Origin of the sequence: Streptomyces sp. NPDC002209 (genome assembly GCF_042890265.1) — a bacterium.
GTDB lineage: Bacteria > Actinomycetota > Actinomycetes > Streptomycetales > Streptomycetaceae > Streptomyces.
The window spans coordinates 481740-497537 of sequence record NZ_JBIARX010000001.1 but is presented as its reverse complement, the minus strand read 5'-3'; the positions used below and the strand labels follow the sequence as shown (position 1 = coordinate 497537).

The following is a 15798-nucleotide window of genomic DNA, read 5'->3' as shown; positions in this document are numbered from 1 at the left end:
TGCGGCCGGGCGCGGATGCGCCCGCCTCGGCACCCTCGGGAGGCCGGTGGGGAGAGGGCCTGATGAGGGCGCCCTCCCACCACCGTACGGGCGGGGCCCGTCACCCGCGCGGCGCAGCTCCCCGCTGTTTCAGCATGTCCGCCATGAGGGTGAGCTCCGACTGCTGCGCCTCGACCATCCCCCGGGCCAGATCCCGCTCGGCGGGGGTCTTGCACTGCGTCGCGCAGCCCTGGGCCATCGCGACGCCGCCCTTGTGGTGGTCGGTCATCAGCTGGAGGTAGAGCACCTCCGCGTCCCGGCCCTCGGCGGCGCCGAGCTGCGCGAGCTCCTCCTTGGTGGCCATCCCGGCCATCAGCGCGCCGGGCTTGGCGGCGGCACCGCCCATCTCGTGCCCGGCCGTGTCGTGCCCGCTCGCGCCGTGCCCGGCCGTGTCGTGCCCGCTCGTACCGTGGCCGCCCGTGCCGTGGCCGGCGTGCTGGTCGGCGGACCCCATCCAGGACATCGGCGGCTCGTCGGCCACCACCTTCGGCAGCCCCCACAGGTCCAGCCAGCCCAGCAGCATGCCCCGCTGGTTGGCCTGCGTGTTGGCGATGTCGTACGCGAGCCCGCGCACGGGCTCGTCCTTGGTGCGGTCCCGCACGATGAACGACATCTCCACCGCCTGCTGGTGGTGCACGGCCATGTCCCGCGCGAAGCCCGCGTCCGCCGAGTAGAGGCCCGGCGCACGGGCCGGCGTGCGGGAGCCGTCGCCGTCGCTGTCGCTCGCGGCGGTGACCGTGGCCGCCGCCGCGAACAGCAGCGCGAGCACGACGGCGCTCCCGGCCGCCCAGTACGTACGGGTCACTTCTCGGCCAGCCCGCTGGTGCAGGCCGCGCCCGGCTCGGGGGTCTGCGGGCCCTGCACGTACTTGGTGAAGAACTGCGCGACGCGGGGGTCGTCCGCCTTGTCCACCGTCAGCTGCTTGCCCCAGGCGCTCAGCATGATCGTGCCGGCCTGCTCCTTGACCGGGCTCATCAGCGTGTACGGGGTCTTGGCCACCTTCCCGGCGAGCTGGTCGACGTCGCCCTTGGCGGCCTTCTCGTTGTACGTCACCCAGACCGCGCCGTGCTCCAGCGAGTGGACGGCGTTCACCTCCGGGACCGGGTTCTTGTAGACGTCGCCGTTGCAGTTCATCCAGCGGGGGCTGTGGTCGCCGCCGACCGGCGGGTTCATCGGGTACTTCACCGGGGTCTCGACGTGGTTGCGGCCCAGCGCCTTCGCGTCCCAGGTCTGCTCGCCGTTCACCGGGGCCTTGCGGGCCGCCACCTCGGCGTCCTTCTTCTCCTGCTTGTCGATCAGCACCCACGCGCCGAAGCCGATCAGACCGGCGGCGACGGCCACCGAGACCGTGATCGCGATGGCCGCGTTGCGCCGGTCGCGGGCCCGCTCGGCGCGGCGCATCTCGGCTATGCGGGCCTGGGGGGAGTTGCTGTCGTACGGGGTCCTGCTGGCCATGTGCCCTGAATCCTTCTGCTGAGGGGGGTGGAGGGATGGATCCGGTGGAGCGCGGTACGGCGCCCGGACCCGTCAGGTCCGCAGCACTTGGAGGGCATGGAGGTCGGGGGCCCGGGCGAGCGTCCCGTGCGGCCGGGCCGGCCCGCCGCCGGGGGCGCGCCCGGCGGGATCCGGGGCGGAGCCCGCCACGGTCACGGCGGGCGGCGGGGCGGGCAGTACGCCGGGGGCCACGTGCGAGAAGGGGGAGCAGCCGGGCGGCTCGTCGGGGGACACGCAGACGGCGGGCGCCCCTTGCCCGCCGGCGGGCCCTCGTACCCCGAACACGCCGGACACGCCGGACACGCCGGACACGCCGGTCGGGCCGGCGGCGGTGGTGGCGTGCGGCTCGCCCGGCCGTACGCACAGGAAGAGCGCTCCGAGCAGCACGCAGAGGGCGACCGCGATGACGGCACGCCGAGGCGTCCGGCGCCCTGCGCGCCCGCGCCGCGTGTGCTCCCAGCCCCCCATGGGCGCAGATGGTAATGCTCATGACGGGCCCGAGGTCAGTGCGGGGGTGCCGCGAGGTTTCAGGGGTGCGTAATGTGGCGGAAACCGCGGCTGGCGATACTGGGCCCGCCCGACTGTGCCCCCGCCCACGGGGGAGGTGGTGCACAGGCCGTCTGAACTGCGAGGATGAAGGCATGGACAAGCAGCAGGAATTCGTCCTCCGGACGCTCGAGGAGCGCGACATCCGGTTCGTGCGCCTGTGGTTCACCGACGTACTGGGCTTCCTGAAGTCCGTCGCGGTCGCCCCCGCCGAGCTGGAGCAGGCCTTCGACGAGGGCATCGGCTTCGACGGATCGGCCATCGAGGGCTTCGCGCGGGTCTACGAATCCGACATGATCGCCAAGCCGGACCCCAGCACGTTCCAGATACTGCCGTGGCGCGCCGAGGCCCCCGGGACCGCCCGGATGTTCTGCGACATCCTGATGCCGGACGGGTCGCCGTCCTTCGCGGACCCGCGGTACGTCCTCAAGCGCATCCTGAACAAGACCTCCGACCTGGGCTTCACCTTCTACACCCACCCCGAGATCGAGTTCTTCCTGCTGAAGGACAAGCCGCTGGACGGGACCCGCCCGGTACCGGCGGACAACTCCGGCTATTTCGACCACACTCCGCAGAACGTCGGCATGGACTTCCGCCGCCAGGCGATCACCATGCTCGAATCCATGGGCATCTCGGTCGAGTTCAGCCACCACGAGGGCGCCCCGGGCCAGCAGGAGATCGACCTCCGCTACGCGGACGCGCTCTCCACGGCGGACAACATCATGACCTTCCGCCTCGTCATGAAGCAGGTCGCGCTGGAGCAGGGAGTCCAGGCCACCTTCATGCCGAAGCCGTTCTCCGAGTACCCCGGCTCGGGCATGCACACCCACCTCTCCCTCTTCGAGGGGGACCGCAACGCCTTCTACGAGTCGGGCGCCGAGTACCAGCTCTCCAAGGTCGGCCGCTCCTTCATCGCTGGCCTCCTGAAGCACGCGGCGGAGACGGCCGCGGTCACCAACCAGTGGGTCAACTCCTACAAGCGCATCTGGGGCGGCTCCTCCCGCACGGCCGGCTCCGGCGGCGAGGCCCCTTCGTACATCTGCTGGGGCCACAACAACCGCTCGGCCCTGATCCGCGTCCCGATGTACAAGCCGGGCAAGACGGGCTCCTCCCGGGTCGAGGTCCGCTCGATCGACTCGGGCGCCAACCCGTACCTGACCTACGCGGTGCTCCTCGCGGCGGGCCTCAAGGGCATCGAGGAGGGCTACGAACTCCCGGCGGGCGCCGACGACGACGTCTGGGCCCTCTCCGACGCGGAACGCCGCGCGATGGGCATCGAACCCCTCCCGCAGAACCTCGGCGAGGCCATCTCCCTGATGGAGCGCAGCGAACTGGTCGCCGAAACCCTCGGCGAGCACGTCTTCGACTTCTTCCTCCGCAACAAGAAGCAGGAGTGGGAGGAGTACCGCTCGGAGGTCACGGCCTTCGAACTCCGCAAGAACCTCCCGGTGCTGTAAGCCCAGGTCAAAGCCCCACCGGGGCATGTACGCCCCTCCGGGCCGGTGGTCACTGACCACCGGCCCGGAGCCGTCTCACTGGCCCTGGGCCGTCTGCCGCAGAACGGCGACTACCAGGCCGGGGAGCGCCTGCCTCAGCCGTCAGCCTCGTCCAGGCGTCGACGGCTGTCGCCGAGGCCCACGCGGCAAAAGGGGTCACGTAGGCGACGAGAAGCGTTGCTCCGGCCAGAGCTGTGCGCGGAGTTTTGCGCCCTTCCTTGCCTGAGTCGGTTTCCGTGGCTTCACGGCCGCCGACGTGTGGCCAAGAAATGACGATTCAACCGGATGGCCGCACTTCACGGATTTTCTACTGAGGTGTGGCCGCCGCGAGCGGACGGCATCTCGCGCCTCGATCGAGCGGGAGTGCGGAGGTGCTTCACCATTCAAGCATGCGAGAGGCAGGCGTTTCGCTTGTAGTGGGGTAATGAACATCAAGCGGCCGCGGCTGAGACATTGGATAGAGCGCCGACGGGCAACGAAACGGCGGCGGCGAATCCGTGATAGAGGTCGGCGCCAGAACGGAGGTCGAAGCGGAACGTCTTGGCAGGCGTTGGTCGCAAGCTTGCCTGGAGTGACGGCGCTGGTCGCGCTTGCCTTCACTTGGATGTCGGTGGCGCAGAGCCGGTCAGAACTCCGGCTCTCCGAACAGGACCAGATCACGAACCGTTTCATTGCGGCAGTGGCGCATCTCGGGGAGCATTCGCCCGACGTTCAGGTCGGCGGAATCTATGCGTTGGAACGCATCATGCAGGACTCGCCACCCGACCAGCCCAGAATCATCGCAGTACTGTCAGCCTACGTGCGAAAGCACGCACCTGTTCGCGGCCAACGGTGGGCGAACATGCCGCAGGACGGTTCCATTCCGACCGTCACCGCGGAGGTGGCGGCCGTAACAGAGGTGCTGGCCGAGCGTCCACACGGCCGGGATGGGCGAGCACGGGTCGATTGGCGTCGCGCAGACCTGCGCGGTTTGACACTGCAATCCCGCAACTTCGAAGCTGTGTTTGGTGGCGATCCATCGGCACCCAAGTACCTCGATTTCAACTCCGCAAAGCTGGGGCATGCGGACTTGCGGTTCGTCTTCCTGGAAGACGTGAAACTGCAGAATGCATGGTGTAGTGAGGTGAATCTGACTGACGCCACTCTCCGTCACGTAAGCCTGGTCGGCGCGAAGATGGTAGCGGCAGATCTAACTCGCGCAAAACTGGAAAGCAACTCAAGTCTGGGAGGAGCGGACTTGCGGGACGCAATCTTGATTGACTCCGAACTGATCGGCGTGGACATGAGGTTGGCTAACCTCGGGCCTCTTGGGGAGTGGGACAAGATCGGCGCTAACCTGACTCGCGCCAACCTGACGGGAGCGGACCTGGGGCCGGTTAGAAACGGGCAACCCGGCGCGGATTTGACCGGCGCGATCCTGAAGGACGCAAATCTGACGGGTGCAATCCTGACAGGTGCGATTCTGAAGGACGCGGATCTCACGGGTGCGATTCTGGCGAAAACGGACCTGACCGGTACCCACGTGACGAGGGAACAGCTCGCCAGTGCGAAGACCTACGAGGGGGCGATCGGGCTCCCCAGTGGCCTTCACTGAAGCGTCCCCTCATGTCCCCGGTCGTGCCTCAGCGCTGCCATCGGAACTGTGGTGATCCCTATGGTGGAGGCCCATCGCAGACACGGAGGTCTCTCGTGGCCGACTACGCCGCACACGCTCACAAGGCGCAAGAACTGCTGGACGCCGGCGAGAAGTGGGCAAAGGGTCGGCTCAGTGCCGATCAGCTCATAGCCAGCGCTCAGGTCGAGGCCCTGCTTGCACTCGCTGCGGCAGTCGCGAACCGGAGTGACACAGCGGGTGCGTCAACGAGGACCTGATGACGCGACCGGCGGGTCTGCGCAGGCGGCCCACCGGCTGTCGCCGCTGGTGCTGGTGACGACCACGCTCCACGCCGCGGGGCGGGAGCAGGGGGCCGCCCAGGTGCACTCGCGAAGCGGAGGCGCGTACAACCTCGGCGCCGGACGAGCTGATTTCACCCGGGCCGGCCAGGGTGGGCGGCGACGGGCAATGAGGGCCTTTCCGGTGCCGGTTGGCGGGCGGGTGGAGCGGGGTTTGGCTGGTGGGGCGGGTGGGGCATGACTTCCTGCGCAGCAAGAAGCAGGGCCCGAGGTGCGAGGACACCGTATGACCGTGCACACCGCGACTCCGCTCGACGGGGCGCTGCCCGTGCCCGAGCGGGTCTGGTACGCCTCCTACGGCTCCAACATGCACATGGACCGCCTGGCCGCGTACATCGCCGGGGGTACTCCGGCCGGCGCTGCGCGTGCCTATCCGGGCTGCCGGGACCGGCGGGCGCCGGAGCGGTCGCTCGCGGTCGAGCTGCAGGGCCGTCTGTACTTCGCCACGGAGTCCGTCGTGTGGGGCGGGGGCCGCGGGCTGTACGACCCGACGGCTCCGGGGCGGATGCGCGGGCGGGCGCACCTGGTGACGGTCGGCCAGGTGTCCGACATCGCCGCTCAGGAGATGGGCAACGCGCCCGGGGCGGACCTCGACCTCACAACAACCCTGCGGCACGGCCGCGATCAACTCGGGCCGGGGCGGTACGAGACGCTGATCTGCCCCGGCACGATCGAGGACATCCCCGTCCTGACGTTCACCGCGCCGTGGACGCTCGGCGAGGTCGACGTGCTCCCGCCCTCTGCCGTGTACCTGCGCTACCTGGCCGGCGGTCTGCTGGAGTCCGGCCCCTGGGAGGAGCAGGACATCGCCGAGTACCTGGCCGCCTGCCCGGGCGCCGCCGGTCACTGGACGCCCGAGCAGGTACGGGAGTTGCTGGTGTCCGGCGGTTGCTGACCTCCGCGAGCGGCTGACCTGAGGCCTCGAGCGGTTGCGGGCGGGGTTACGCCGGCGGGACCGCCCGGTGCCAGACGGTGCGGGAGGGGTGGGCGGGGTCCGGGACGGCGGGCGGGGTCGTGGTGACGTGGAGTTCGGCGTCCAGGCCCAGGACCGCGGTCGTCGTCGCGCCGGCCGGTTCGACGATGCCGGCCGGGGCGCCGGCGAAGAGCATCTTCGACTCCGTCCACGCCGGCGGCCCGCCGAGGCCCGTCGTGCCGACCGTGCCCGTGTCCGCGCGGCCCGACAGGAGGCGGCCCGCGACGCCGACCGCGCCGTAGCCGGCCCGGCCGCCGGCCTCCGAGACGCTGGAGACCTGCGGCTTGCCGGGAGCTGCCGTGACCAGGGCCGTACGGACGACCCCCGAGTCGGGGCGGCGGAAGTAGAGCCGGATGCCCGCCCCCTCCGGGGCCGCCGAGAGCGGGACCGTGGTGGCCGGCAGGCCCGTCTGGAACGGTCCCTCGAGCGGGGCCCCCGGGGCGGGCTGGGTCCAGGCCAGGACCGACTTGGTGGTGGTCGCGTACACCTGGCGCCGCCCGGCGGCGTCGACCGCGGTCACCGGGTCGCTCTGCAGGTCCTCGCCGCCCAGGCGCTGCCAGGGGCCGAAGGCGCCGTCCGGCTGCTGTTCGCGGGCGCGCAGCGTGCGGCGCGAGTCGCGGACGTAGACGGTCATCCGGCCGTCCGGGGCCACGGCCGCCGAGGGCGCGCTGATGGAGGAGGTGCCCTCCTCGTCGGCCCCCTCGGGGGTGCCGAGCGACTGCCACGGCCCGAACGGGCCGTCCGGCGCGGACTGGACCGCGTACACGATCTCGCGCCGGTAGTCCGCGGGCGCCGGGCCGAAGACCGTACGGGTGGCGAGGACCGCTGTCCGGCCGTCGGGGAGGCGGGCGGTGCTCGCGCCCGGGTCGATGCCGGTACCGGGGAGCAGGACCGGGCCGGTCCAGCCGGCCGGGCCCTCCTGCCGGGTCCAGACGGCCATCTGGCCGTCCAGCGCGGCGAAGGCGTAGAGCCGGCCGGGGGCCCCCGCCACCAGCCAGGAGGTGGTGTCGGCGCGGGCGTAGCGCAGCGACTGGGCCCAGTTGCGGCCGGTGGGGCTGCTCGCGACCTTGCGGTCGCCGCAACCGGAGGGGCTGCCGCAGTAGTTCTCGTGGTCGAGCCAGGCGTAGGTCTTGAGGAAGCCGATCTTCGTCTCGGCCGTCTGCGGGTCCAGGGCGTGCGGGAGGGTGCCGTTGTGGTAGCCGAGGTAGTTCTGCACCGAGAACCGCGGGCGGTCGGTGACCTGGGCGGCGTACGCGGTGGTGGCGGCCTGCACGAAGCGGGCGCCGTACATGTGGTCCTGGTGGTCGGTGTACTTGCCGGTGTCGTGGTAGCGGCCCGGCGTCGGGTCCTGCATGCGTATCGTCGTCGGCTTGTAGACCCCGAGCAGCCCGGCTATCGCCTGTATCACCTGGTCCTTGGTGTACGTGTACGACTGCTTGACCGGGCTTCCGGAGGACAGCTGGGCACCGAGCGCGGGTATCTTGCCGTTCCACAGGCCCCGCAGGCTGTCCGGGTTCTCCGCGGTGGGGTTGCGGGCCTCGCGCAGCTGCAGCCAGACCAGGTTGACCTGCGGCCGGGCGATCAGCACGTCGAGCTCGGCCTGGCCGCCGCCCGCGGTGGGTATGACCGTGCGCTTCCAGGCGCTGGTGCGGTCCCCGGTGGCCATCTGGGCGTACGCGGAGCGGATGCCGTTCTGCCGGGCCTCGGCGTAGTGGGCGCGGTCGGCGGGCTGCTCCGGGTCCTTGGCGCCGGCCCCGTTGGCCTCGTTGCGGCCGTCGGCCTCGCCGGAGGTCAGGTAGACGGTGGTGAGCTGGAGTCCGGCCGTCAGCGACCGGCTGAGGTCCGGGTTCATGAAGAACAGGTCGTCGTCGGGGTGGGCGACGACCTGGACGACCGATCCCGCCGTGGTGCTCGCCGGGAGCGCGACGGCCGGGTTCTTCTCCTGGGTGGCTTCCGCGGACGTCTGCTGGCCGGTGGCGACGGCGAGCACGCCGGTGGCACCGACGGTGAGTACGGGAAGGAGGGCAGCGAGGAGGAAACGGCGACGGGCAATCGGCATCGGTCACGCCTTGGGGTCGTTCCGGGCGGGAAGAACGGCAGTTCGGTCAGTTCAGTCAGTTCGGTCGGCTCAGTCAGCTCAGTCAGTGAGAGGCCAAATCGGGGGACTTGGTTCACCGATGTGCCCGATGACTCCTGCTTTCCGAAAACGACCGGATGCGATTGTGGCGTGTGCGCTCCCGATCGGCGCATGTGCCCGGGATGTGGACGCACTTGGCCCGTCGGGGAGGATCCTCAGCGGCCCGTGTTCCGCGGCCCCACCGGCAGCCACGGCGCCAGGTGCGCGTTCGCGTCGTCCGCCGAGGAGGTCACGTACAGCCGCGCGTCGAGCCCCACCACCGCCAGGCTGACCGTGTTCCTGCCGGTCGTCGTGGAGGACGGCGCCCCCACGAACATCAGCGGCGACCGCTCCCACGGCCGGCCCGACCCGAGGTCCGAGCCCAGCTGACCGCCCGCCGAACGGCCGGCCAGTACGTGCCCGCTCGCCGCCACCGAGCCGAAGCCCCGGAGCCCGCCGAGGTCGGTGAGGCGGTCCACCTTCAGCCCGCCGTCGCCCGTCACCAGGGCGGTACGGACGTCGCCCGAGCCCGGCTTGCGGAACCACAGCCGCACCCCGCCCTCGCGCCCCTCCACGGTGAGCGGGAGCGTCGTGTCCGGCAGCCCCGTGGGCGTGGCCGGGCCCAGCGCCGCGCCCGGCTTCGGCTGCGCCCAGCCCAGCACCGACTTCGTCGTGGCCGCGAACACCATGCGCCGTCCGGCGCCGTCCGTGGCGGTGACCGGCGTTCCGTGCACGTCCGCGCCGCCGAACTGCGCCCAGGGGCCCCAGGTGCCGTTCGCGAGCTGCACCCGCCCGCGCAGGGTGGACGCGCCGTCGCGGACGTACGCCGCCAACTGACCGGTGCCGTCGACCGAGACGGCGGGGGCGCTGATGTCGGAGGTCCAGTTCTCGTCGGCGGCCTCGGGCGTGCCCAGCGACTGCCAGTCCCCGAACTCCTCCGTGCCGGGGGCCTTCTGGACGGCGTACACGACCTCGCGCCGGTAGTCCGCCGGTCGCGCGCCGAAGGAGGTACGGGTGCCGAAGGCGGCGATCCGCCCGTCCGGCAGGGTGACGGTGGAGATGCCCGGGTCCATTCCGGTGCCGGGCAGCAGGCGCGGCCCGTTCCAGGCGCCGATCGGGCCGGACCGGTGCCAGACGGCGACCTGGCCGTCGAGCACCTTGAAGGCCCACAGGCCGTGCTCCTTGTCGGAGGTGAGCCAGGAAGTGCCGGTGCCGCGGGCGTAGTTGACGGTCGAGGTCCAGCCGTTGCCGGCGGGGTGGTCGGCCACCTTGAGGTCGCCGCAGCCGGCGTCGCTGCCGCAGTGGTTCTGCCGGTCCAGCCAGGCGTAGGTGTCCAGGATGTCCAGCTTCGCCTTGGCCTCGTCCGGGTCAAGGGCGCTGGGGAGGGAGCCGTTGGAGTAGCCGAGGTAGTTCTGCACCGCGAAGTGCGGGCGGTCCTTGGCGTCGACGTCCTTCGCGTACGCGGCCAGGGCGGCCTGGACGAAGCGGGCCCCGTAGAAGTGGTCCTGGTGGTCGGTGTACCGCTTGTCCTGGAACCGGCCGGGGGTGGGGTCCTGGGCGCGCACGGTGGTCGGCTTGTACTGCGCCAGGACGCCGGCGATGGTCTGGACGACCTGCTCCTTCGAGTACGAGAACCGCTGCTTGACGGGGGTGCCGGAGGCCAGCTGGGAGCCGAGCGCGGATATCTTGCCGTCCCACAGGCCGTGGAGGCTGTCGGGGGCGCTGTCGTAGACCGTGCCGGCCTCGCGCAGCTGCAGCCAGACGAGGTTGACCTCGGGCTTGGCGGCGAGGACGTCGACCTCGGCGTGACCGCCGCCCTTGGTGGGGACGACGGTGCGCTTCCAGGCACTGCTGCGGTCGCCGGTGGCCATCTTGGCGTAGGCGGCCCGGATGCCGTTCTGGCGGGCCTCGGCGTAGGCGGGCTTGTTGGGCGGGGTGGAGGCCTGCTTGCCTTCGGTGGCGTTGATGCCGTCCGCCTCGCCGGCGGTGAGGTAGACCGTGGTGACGGGGTGGCCGGCGGCTATGGAGTACCGCAGGTCCGGGTTCATGAAGTACAGGTCGTCGTCGGGGTGGGCGACGATCTGCAGCACCCGACCGGGGTCGGGCGCGTCGGCGGTGGCCGCGGGGGCGGCCTTCCCGTCGGCGATGCCGCCGCGCGCTTCGCCGGCGCGCAGCACGAACACGCCGCAGGCAGCGATGGCGGCGATGAGCCCCACCCCCTTGACGATCCGCCGCCCATTGCGCGGCCTGCGGTTCGCCGAGGATCCGGCGCCGGCGGCACGGCGCGAGGCGCGGCCGCCGCCCGGTTCGGCGCCGTCCTGCCGGCCGGTGGCCGCGTCCGCGGGCTCGGCGGTACGGGAGCGCCGGGCGGTCCGGCGGCCGCCGGGAGCGGGCGGCCGGTCGGCGCCGGAACGGCGCGAAGCACGTCCGGTGGCCCGGCCGTCGGAGGCGGGCGCGGGGTGCGGGGCCGGGCCGTCCCCGGTCTGAGCCTGACCGGCGGAGGGCGTGCCGGGGCCGGGCCGCGCGTACGCGCCGTCCGCGGTGGCTCCGGACGGGTGGTCCTGCCGGGCGGCTTCCGGCCCCGCCGGGCCGGGCCGTCCGGACCAGGCCTCGGCCGGGCCCGCCGGGCCTGCCGGGCCGGGGTGCAGGCCGGCCCCGCTGCCGGGCGGGGCGGACGGTACGTCAGATCCGGCTGCACCGGGCGGGAACCGCGCCGGGTCCGAGGCCGGCCCGCCTGCGTACGGCTGAACCGGGTGCGAGCCTGGCCCGCCTGCGTGCGGCTGAGCCGGGTGCGAGCCTGGCCCGCCTGGGAACCGCGCCGGGTCCCAGGTCGGCCCGCTGGCATAGGGCTGCGCCGGGTCCCAGGTCGGCCCGCTGGCATAGGGCTGCGCCGGATTGGAGATCGGCCCGCTGGCATAGGGCTGCGCCGGATTGGAGATCGGCCCGCCTGCGTACGGCTGCGCCGGGTTCCACGTCGGCTCGCCCGGCTGCGGGCGTGACGGGTCCCAGCCGGTGCCGGCGGCCGCCTGCGAAGGCCCGTCCGACGGCGGCTGCGAGGGGTCCCAAGGCCCTGCGTACGGTGGGCCGGACGGACCACCGGCCATGGCGGCATACGAACCTGCGCCCGGTCCGCCCGCCGGGGCCGGGGAGGGGTCCCACGTCGGGCCGCCCGCCGGTGGCTGCGCATACGGCGCCGCCGCCGGGTTCCCGACGGCTCCGGTCGCCGGGTGCCACGGCACTTCGCCAGACCAGGGCTGCGACGGGGTCGGGGCCGGGGCCGGTCCGGCCGCCGGGTCCCAACCCGGTCCGGCCGCCGGGCTCCAGGCCTGTCCCGTCGCCGGGACCCAGCCCGGTCCCACCGCCGGGGCCCACGGTCCGCCGGCCTGTCCCGGGTGCGGTGAGGCTCCCGGGTCGTCGGGGAGCCAGGGGCCCGGGGCGGCGGGTCCGTCGGGCATGTGGTTCCTTGGGGGCGGTCGGGCACGAGCGGGCCAACGAAGGGCAGGCAAGCGGAATAGGGCGTTCCGAATAAATATTCAGATAATCCGATAATCCGCCCCATGATACGTGTCCACTCACGCCGGTGAGTCGAACGCCTGCTCCGGCTAGGCTCCTTCCAGGCACGCTTGGGCAGTGGCGGCGACGTACGCGGGAGGCGGCGGGATGACAGTCCCGGGACGCAGGAGCAGCACCTTCATCCGGCTGCTGCGCAGCGGTTTCACCGATCCCTCGGCCGCGGGCCGGCTGCTCGACTCCGACGCGCTGGCCTCCGTACGCACCGACCCGGTGCTCCTCGACGCCCTCGGGGCCACCGCCGATCCGGACCTCGCCCTCCTCGGGCTCGTCCGGCTCGCCGAGGCGCAGAGCGACGACGAACGGCCCGTACTCCTCGACACCCTCGTCAGCGCCAAACCGCTCCGCGACCGCCTCCTCGGCGTGCTCGGCGCGTCCGAGGCGCTCGCCGACCACCTCGCCCGCCACCCCCGCGACTGGCACGCGCTCGTCACGTACGAGGCCGCCGACCTGCATCCCGGACTCGCCGAGTTCGAGCAGGGGCTGAGCCAGGCCCACGACCCCATCGCCCTGCGCGTGGCCTACCGCCGCTGCCTGCTCTCCATCGCCGCCCGCGACGTCTGCGGCACGATCGACGTCGCCCAGACCGCCGCCGAGCTCGCCGACCTCGCCACCGCAACCCTCCGTGCCGCCCTGCGGATCGCGTCCGCCGCCTCCCCCGACGACGCCGCCGCCTGCCGCCTCGCCGTCATCGCCATGGGCAAGTGCGGCGGCAACGAACTGAACTACGTCTCCGACGTCGACGTCATCTTCGTCGGCGACGCGCCAGTGGGGCCTCCCCGCGGCGGAGCCGTAGGGGACGGTGCCGACGAGGCCAAGGCCGTCCAGGCCGCCACCCGCCTCGCCTCCCACCTCATGCGCATCTGCTCCGAGACCACCATCGAGGGCACCATCTGGCCCGTCGACGCCAACCTGCGCCCCGAGGGCCGCAACGGCCCCCTCGTCCGCACCCTCTCCTCCCACCTCGCCTACTACCAGCGCTGGGCCAAGACCTGGGAGTTCCAGGCCCTGCTCAAGGCCCGCGCCGTGGCCGGCGACCCGGACCTCGGCGCCCAGTACATCGACGCCATAACGCCCCTCGTCTGGCAGGCCGCCGAACGCGAGAACTTCGTCGCCGACGTCCAGAAGATGCGCCGCCGCGTCGTCGACAACATCCCCGCCTCCCAGGTCGACCGCGAGCTCAAGCTCGGCCCCGGCGGCCTGCGCGACGTCGAGTTCGCCGTCCAGCTGCTCCAGCTGGTCCACGGCCGCAGCGACGCCGGCCTGCACTCCGGCACCACCCTCGACGCCCTGCACGCCCTCGCCGCCGGCGGCTACGTCGGCCGCACCGACGCCGCCCAGCTGAACGACGCGTACCGCTTCCTGCGCGCCATGGAACACCGCATCCAGCTCTACCGGCTGCGCCGCACCCACCTCGTCCCCGAGGACGAGGCCGACCTGCGCCGCCTCGGCCGCTCCCTCGGCCTGCGCACCGAACCCGTCGCCGAGCTCAACAAGGCCTGGCGCAGGCACGCCTCCGTGGTCCGGCGCCTGCACGAGAAGCTCTTCTACCGGCCGCTGCTCGACGCCGTCGCCCAGCTCACCCCCGGCGAGACCCGGCTCTCACCCCGCGCCGCCGGCCAGCGCCTCGAGGCCCTCGGCTACGCCGACCCGGCCTCGGCCCTGCGCCACCTCGAAGCCCTCGCCTCCGGCGTCACCCGCAAGGCCGCCATCCAGCGCACCCTGCTCCCCGTCATGCTCGGCTGGTTCGCCGACTCCGCCGACCCGGACGCCGGCCTGCTGAACTTCCGCAAGGTCTCCGACGCCCTCGGCAAGACCCCCTGGTACCTGCGGCTGCTCCGCGACGAGGGCGCCGCCGCCGAGAACCTGGCCCGCGTCCTGTCCGCCGGCCGGCTCGCCCCCGACCTGCTCATGCGCGCCCCCGAGGCCGTCGCCCTGCTCGGCGACCCCGAAGGACTGCAACCCCGTACGCACGAGGCCCTGGAGCAGGAGGTACTCGCCGCCGTCGGCCGGGCCGACAGCCCCGAGGCCGGCGTCGCCGCCGCCCGCGGGGTCCGCCGCCGCGAGCTGTTCCGCACCGCCGCCGCCGACATCATCCGCTCGTACGGTACGGAGGACAGCCCGGCCGAAGAGGACCCGGGCGCCCTCGTCGACCGGGTCGGCGACGCCGTCTCCGACCTCACGGCCGCCACCATCGCCGGAGCCCTGCGCGCCGCCGTCCGCGACCACTGGGGCGAGACGCTGCCGACCCGCTTCGCGATCATCGGCGTCGGCCGCTTCGGCGGCCACGAGCTGGGCTACGGATCCGACGCCGACGTCCTGTTCGTCCACGAACCCCGCGAGGGCGTCGACGAACAGGAAGCCGCGAAGGCCGCCCAGACCGTCATCGCCGAAATGCGCAGGCTGCTCCAACTCCCCACCGCCGACCCGCCGCTGCTCATCGACGCCGACCTGCGCCCCGAGGGCCGCTCCGGGCCGCTCGTACGCACCCTGTCCTCGTACGCCGCGTACTACCGCCGCTGGTCGCTGACCTGGGAGAGCCAGGCCCTGCTGCGCGCCGAACCGGTCGCCGGCGACGCCGAGCTCGGCGCCCGCTTCATCGAGCTGATCGACCCGCTGCGCTACCCGACGGAGGGCCTCGGCGAGGACGCGGTCCGCGAGATCCGCCGTCTGAAGGCCCGCATGGAGTCCGAGCGCCTCCCGCGCGGCGCCGACCCCACCCTCCACACCAAACTGGGCCGCGGCGGCCTCAGCGACGTCGAGTGGACCGTCCAGCTGATGCAGATGCAGCACGCGTGGTCGCAGCCAGGCCTGCGCACCACCCGGACCCGCGAGGCCCTGGCCGCCGCCCACGCGGCCGGGCTGATCCCGGCCGAGGAGGCGCAGATCCTGGACGAGGCCTGGGTGCTCGCCACCCGGGTCCGCAACGCGGTGATGCTGGTCCGCGGCCGGGCCGGGGACACCTTCCCGTCGGAGGCCCGCGAACTGGCGGCCGTGGGCCGCTACCTCGGCTACGCGGAGGGCACGGTCGGCGAGATGCTCGACGACTACCGCCGCATCACGCGCCGCGCCCGGGCGGTCGTGGACGACCTGTTCTACGGGGCCTGAGCGCTGTCCCGTGCCGGGGCGGGGGCGGGGATCAGTGACAGCCGTGTCCCAATTTCCGGATGCTGTTGGTGATCTTCAGGTGGGCAGGCGCTGGCCGGATCGGGTCGGTCCCATTGCTGCGGCTTGCACACGGCTCTACGCTCGTCCGGTGTCCGGAGGGTTCTCAGTCAGGCTGCAGTGCCGTTTCCAGGGGAGAGCGTGGACGTCCCGACGTTGATTCTCCTGGGCGCGGCGGGTGGCTTGCTGCGTGGTCTCTTGGACTTCTACACCCGGTTCGTGTCCTGGCAGGCCGATCGCCGCGTCCACCGGCAGTTGGCCGCCGAAGGGACGGTACAGGGGTTACCCCCGCAGTTCCGAACGTACTTCGACCCCGCCGTCGACGTCGTCGCGGCTGTCCTGCACAGCGTGATGGGTGCCGGGGCCGCGGTGCTCTTCGGTACCACGGGACAGATCAGCGGTGAGTACGCCGCCCTCGTGGTCGGAATGTCGGCGCCCATACTGCT

The 15798-nt window shown here is 72.5% G+C and carries 9 protein-coding genes; 4 read left to right on the top strand and 5 right to left on the bottom strand.

Going from position 1 to position 15798, the window contains the following annotated elements:
- Positions 1 to 100 precede the first annotated feature (100 nt).
- The 3 genes from ACFYXK_RS02260 to ACFYXK_RS02250 all read right to left on the bottom strand — a co-directional run bounded on the left by ACFYXK_RS02260 (position 101) and on the right by ACFYXK_RS02250 (position 2001).
- Positions 101 to 844 (bottom strand): DUF305 domain-containing protein, encoded by a 744-nt coding sequence (locus ACFYXK_RS02260; RefSeq protein ID WP_389409423.1) that lies wholly within the window; start codon positions 842 to 844, stop codon positions 101 to 103.
- A complete protein-coding gene (locus ACFYXK_RS02255; protein WP_389409422.1) occupies positions 841 to 1494 on the bottom strand; it encodes a DUF3105 domain-containing protein in 654 nt (217 codons plus the stop codon). Before ACFYXK_RS02255 ends, ACFYXK_RS02260 begins: the two co-directional genes overlap by 4 nt.
- Positions 1495 to 1566: 72 nt before the next feature.
- On the bottom strand, positions 1567 to 2001 hold the full coding sequence (locus tag ACFYXK_RS02250; protein ID WP_389409421.1) for a hypothetical protein: 435 nt from the start codon (positions 1999 to 2001) through the stop codon (positions 1567 to 1569).
- A gap of 173 nt (positions 2002 to 2174) precedes the next feature.
- Here ACFYXK_RS02250 and ACFYXK_RS02245 point away from each other — a divergent pair, with 173 nt between their 5' ends.
- The 3 genes from ACFYXK_RS02245 (at position 2175) to ACFYXK_RS02235 (ending at position 6423) form a co-directional block, all read left to right on the top strand.
- Positions 2175 to 3536 carry a glutamine synthetase family protein gene (locus ACFYXK_RS02245; RefSeq protein WP_030291594.1) on the top strand — a complete coding sequence of 454 codons (1362 nt, stop codon included), beginning with the start codon at positions 2175 to 2177 and terminating at the stop codon, positions 3534 to 3536.
- 610 nt (positions 3537 to 4146) lie between these two features.
- The gene (locus ACFYXK_RS02240; RefSeq protein WP_389409420.1) at positions 4147 to 5169 is read left to right on the top strand and encodes a pentapeptide repeat-containing protein; all 1023 of its coding nucleotides are present in this window, start codon (positions 4147 to 4149) and stop codon (positions 5167 to 5169) included.
- Between the two features lie 585 nt (positions 5170 to 5754).
- The gene (locus ACFYXK_RS02235) at positions 5755 to 6423 is read left to right on the top strand and encodes a histone deacetylase (protein ID WP_389409419.1); all 669 of its coding nucleotides are present in this window, start codon (positions 5755 to 5757) and stop codon (positions 6421 to 6423) included.
- A 46-nt stretch (positions 6424 to 6469) separates the two neighbouring features.
- Here ACFYXK_RS02235 and ACFYXK_RS02230 read toward each other — a convergent pair whose 3' ends face one another.
- Complete coding sequence (locus ACFYXK_RS02230; protein ID WP_389409418.1) at positions 6470 to 8560, bottom strand: PIG-L family deacetylase; 2091 nt, start codon at positions 8558 to 8560, stop codon at positions 6470 to 6472.
- Between the two features lie 233 nt (positions 8561 to 8793).
- Complete coding sequence (locus ACFYXK_RS02225; RefSeq protein ID WP_389409417.1) at positions 8794 to 12072, bottom strand: PIG-L family deacetylase; 3279 nt, start codon at positions 12070 to 12072, stop codon at positions 8794 to 8796.
- Between the two features lie 205 nt (positions 12073 to 12277).
- Between ACFYXK_RS02225 and ACFYXK_RS02220 the strand changes: the two genes are divergently transcribed.
- Positions 12278 to 15295: a bifunctional [glutamine synthetase] adenylyltransferase/[glutamine synthetase]-adenylyl-L-tyrosine phosphorylase gene (locus ACFYXK_RS02220; RefSeq protein WP_389409416.1), complete on the top strand. Its 3018-nt coding sequence runs from the start codon at positions 12278 to 12280 to the stop codon at positions 15293 to 15295.
- The last annotated feature ends 503 nt before the right edge of the window (positions 15296 to 15798 follow it).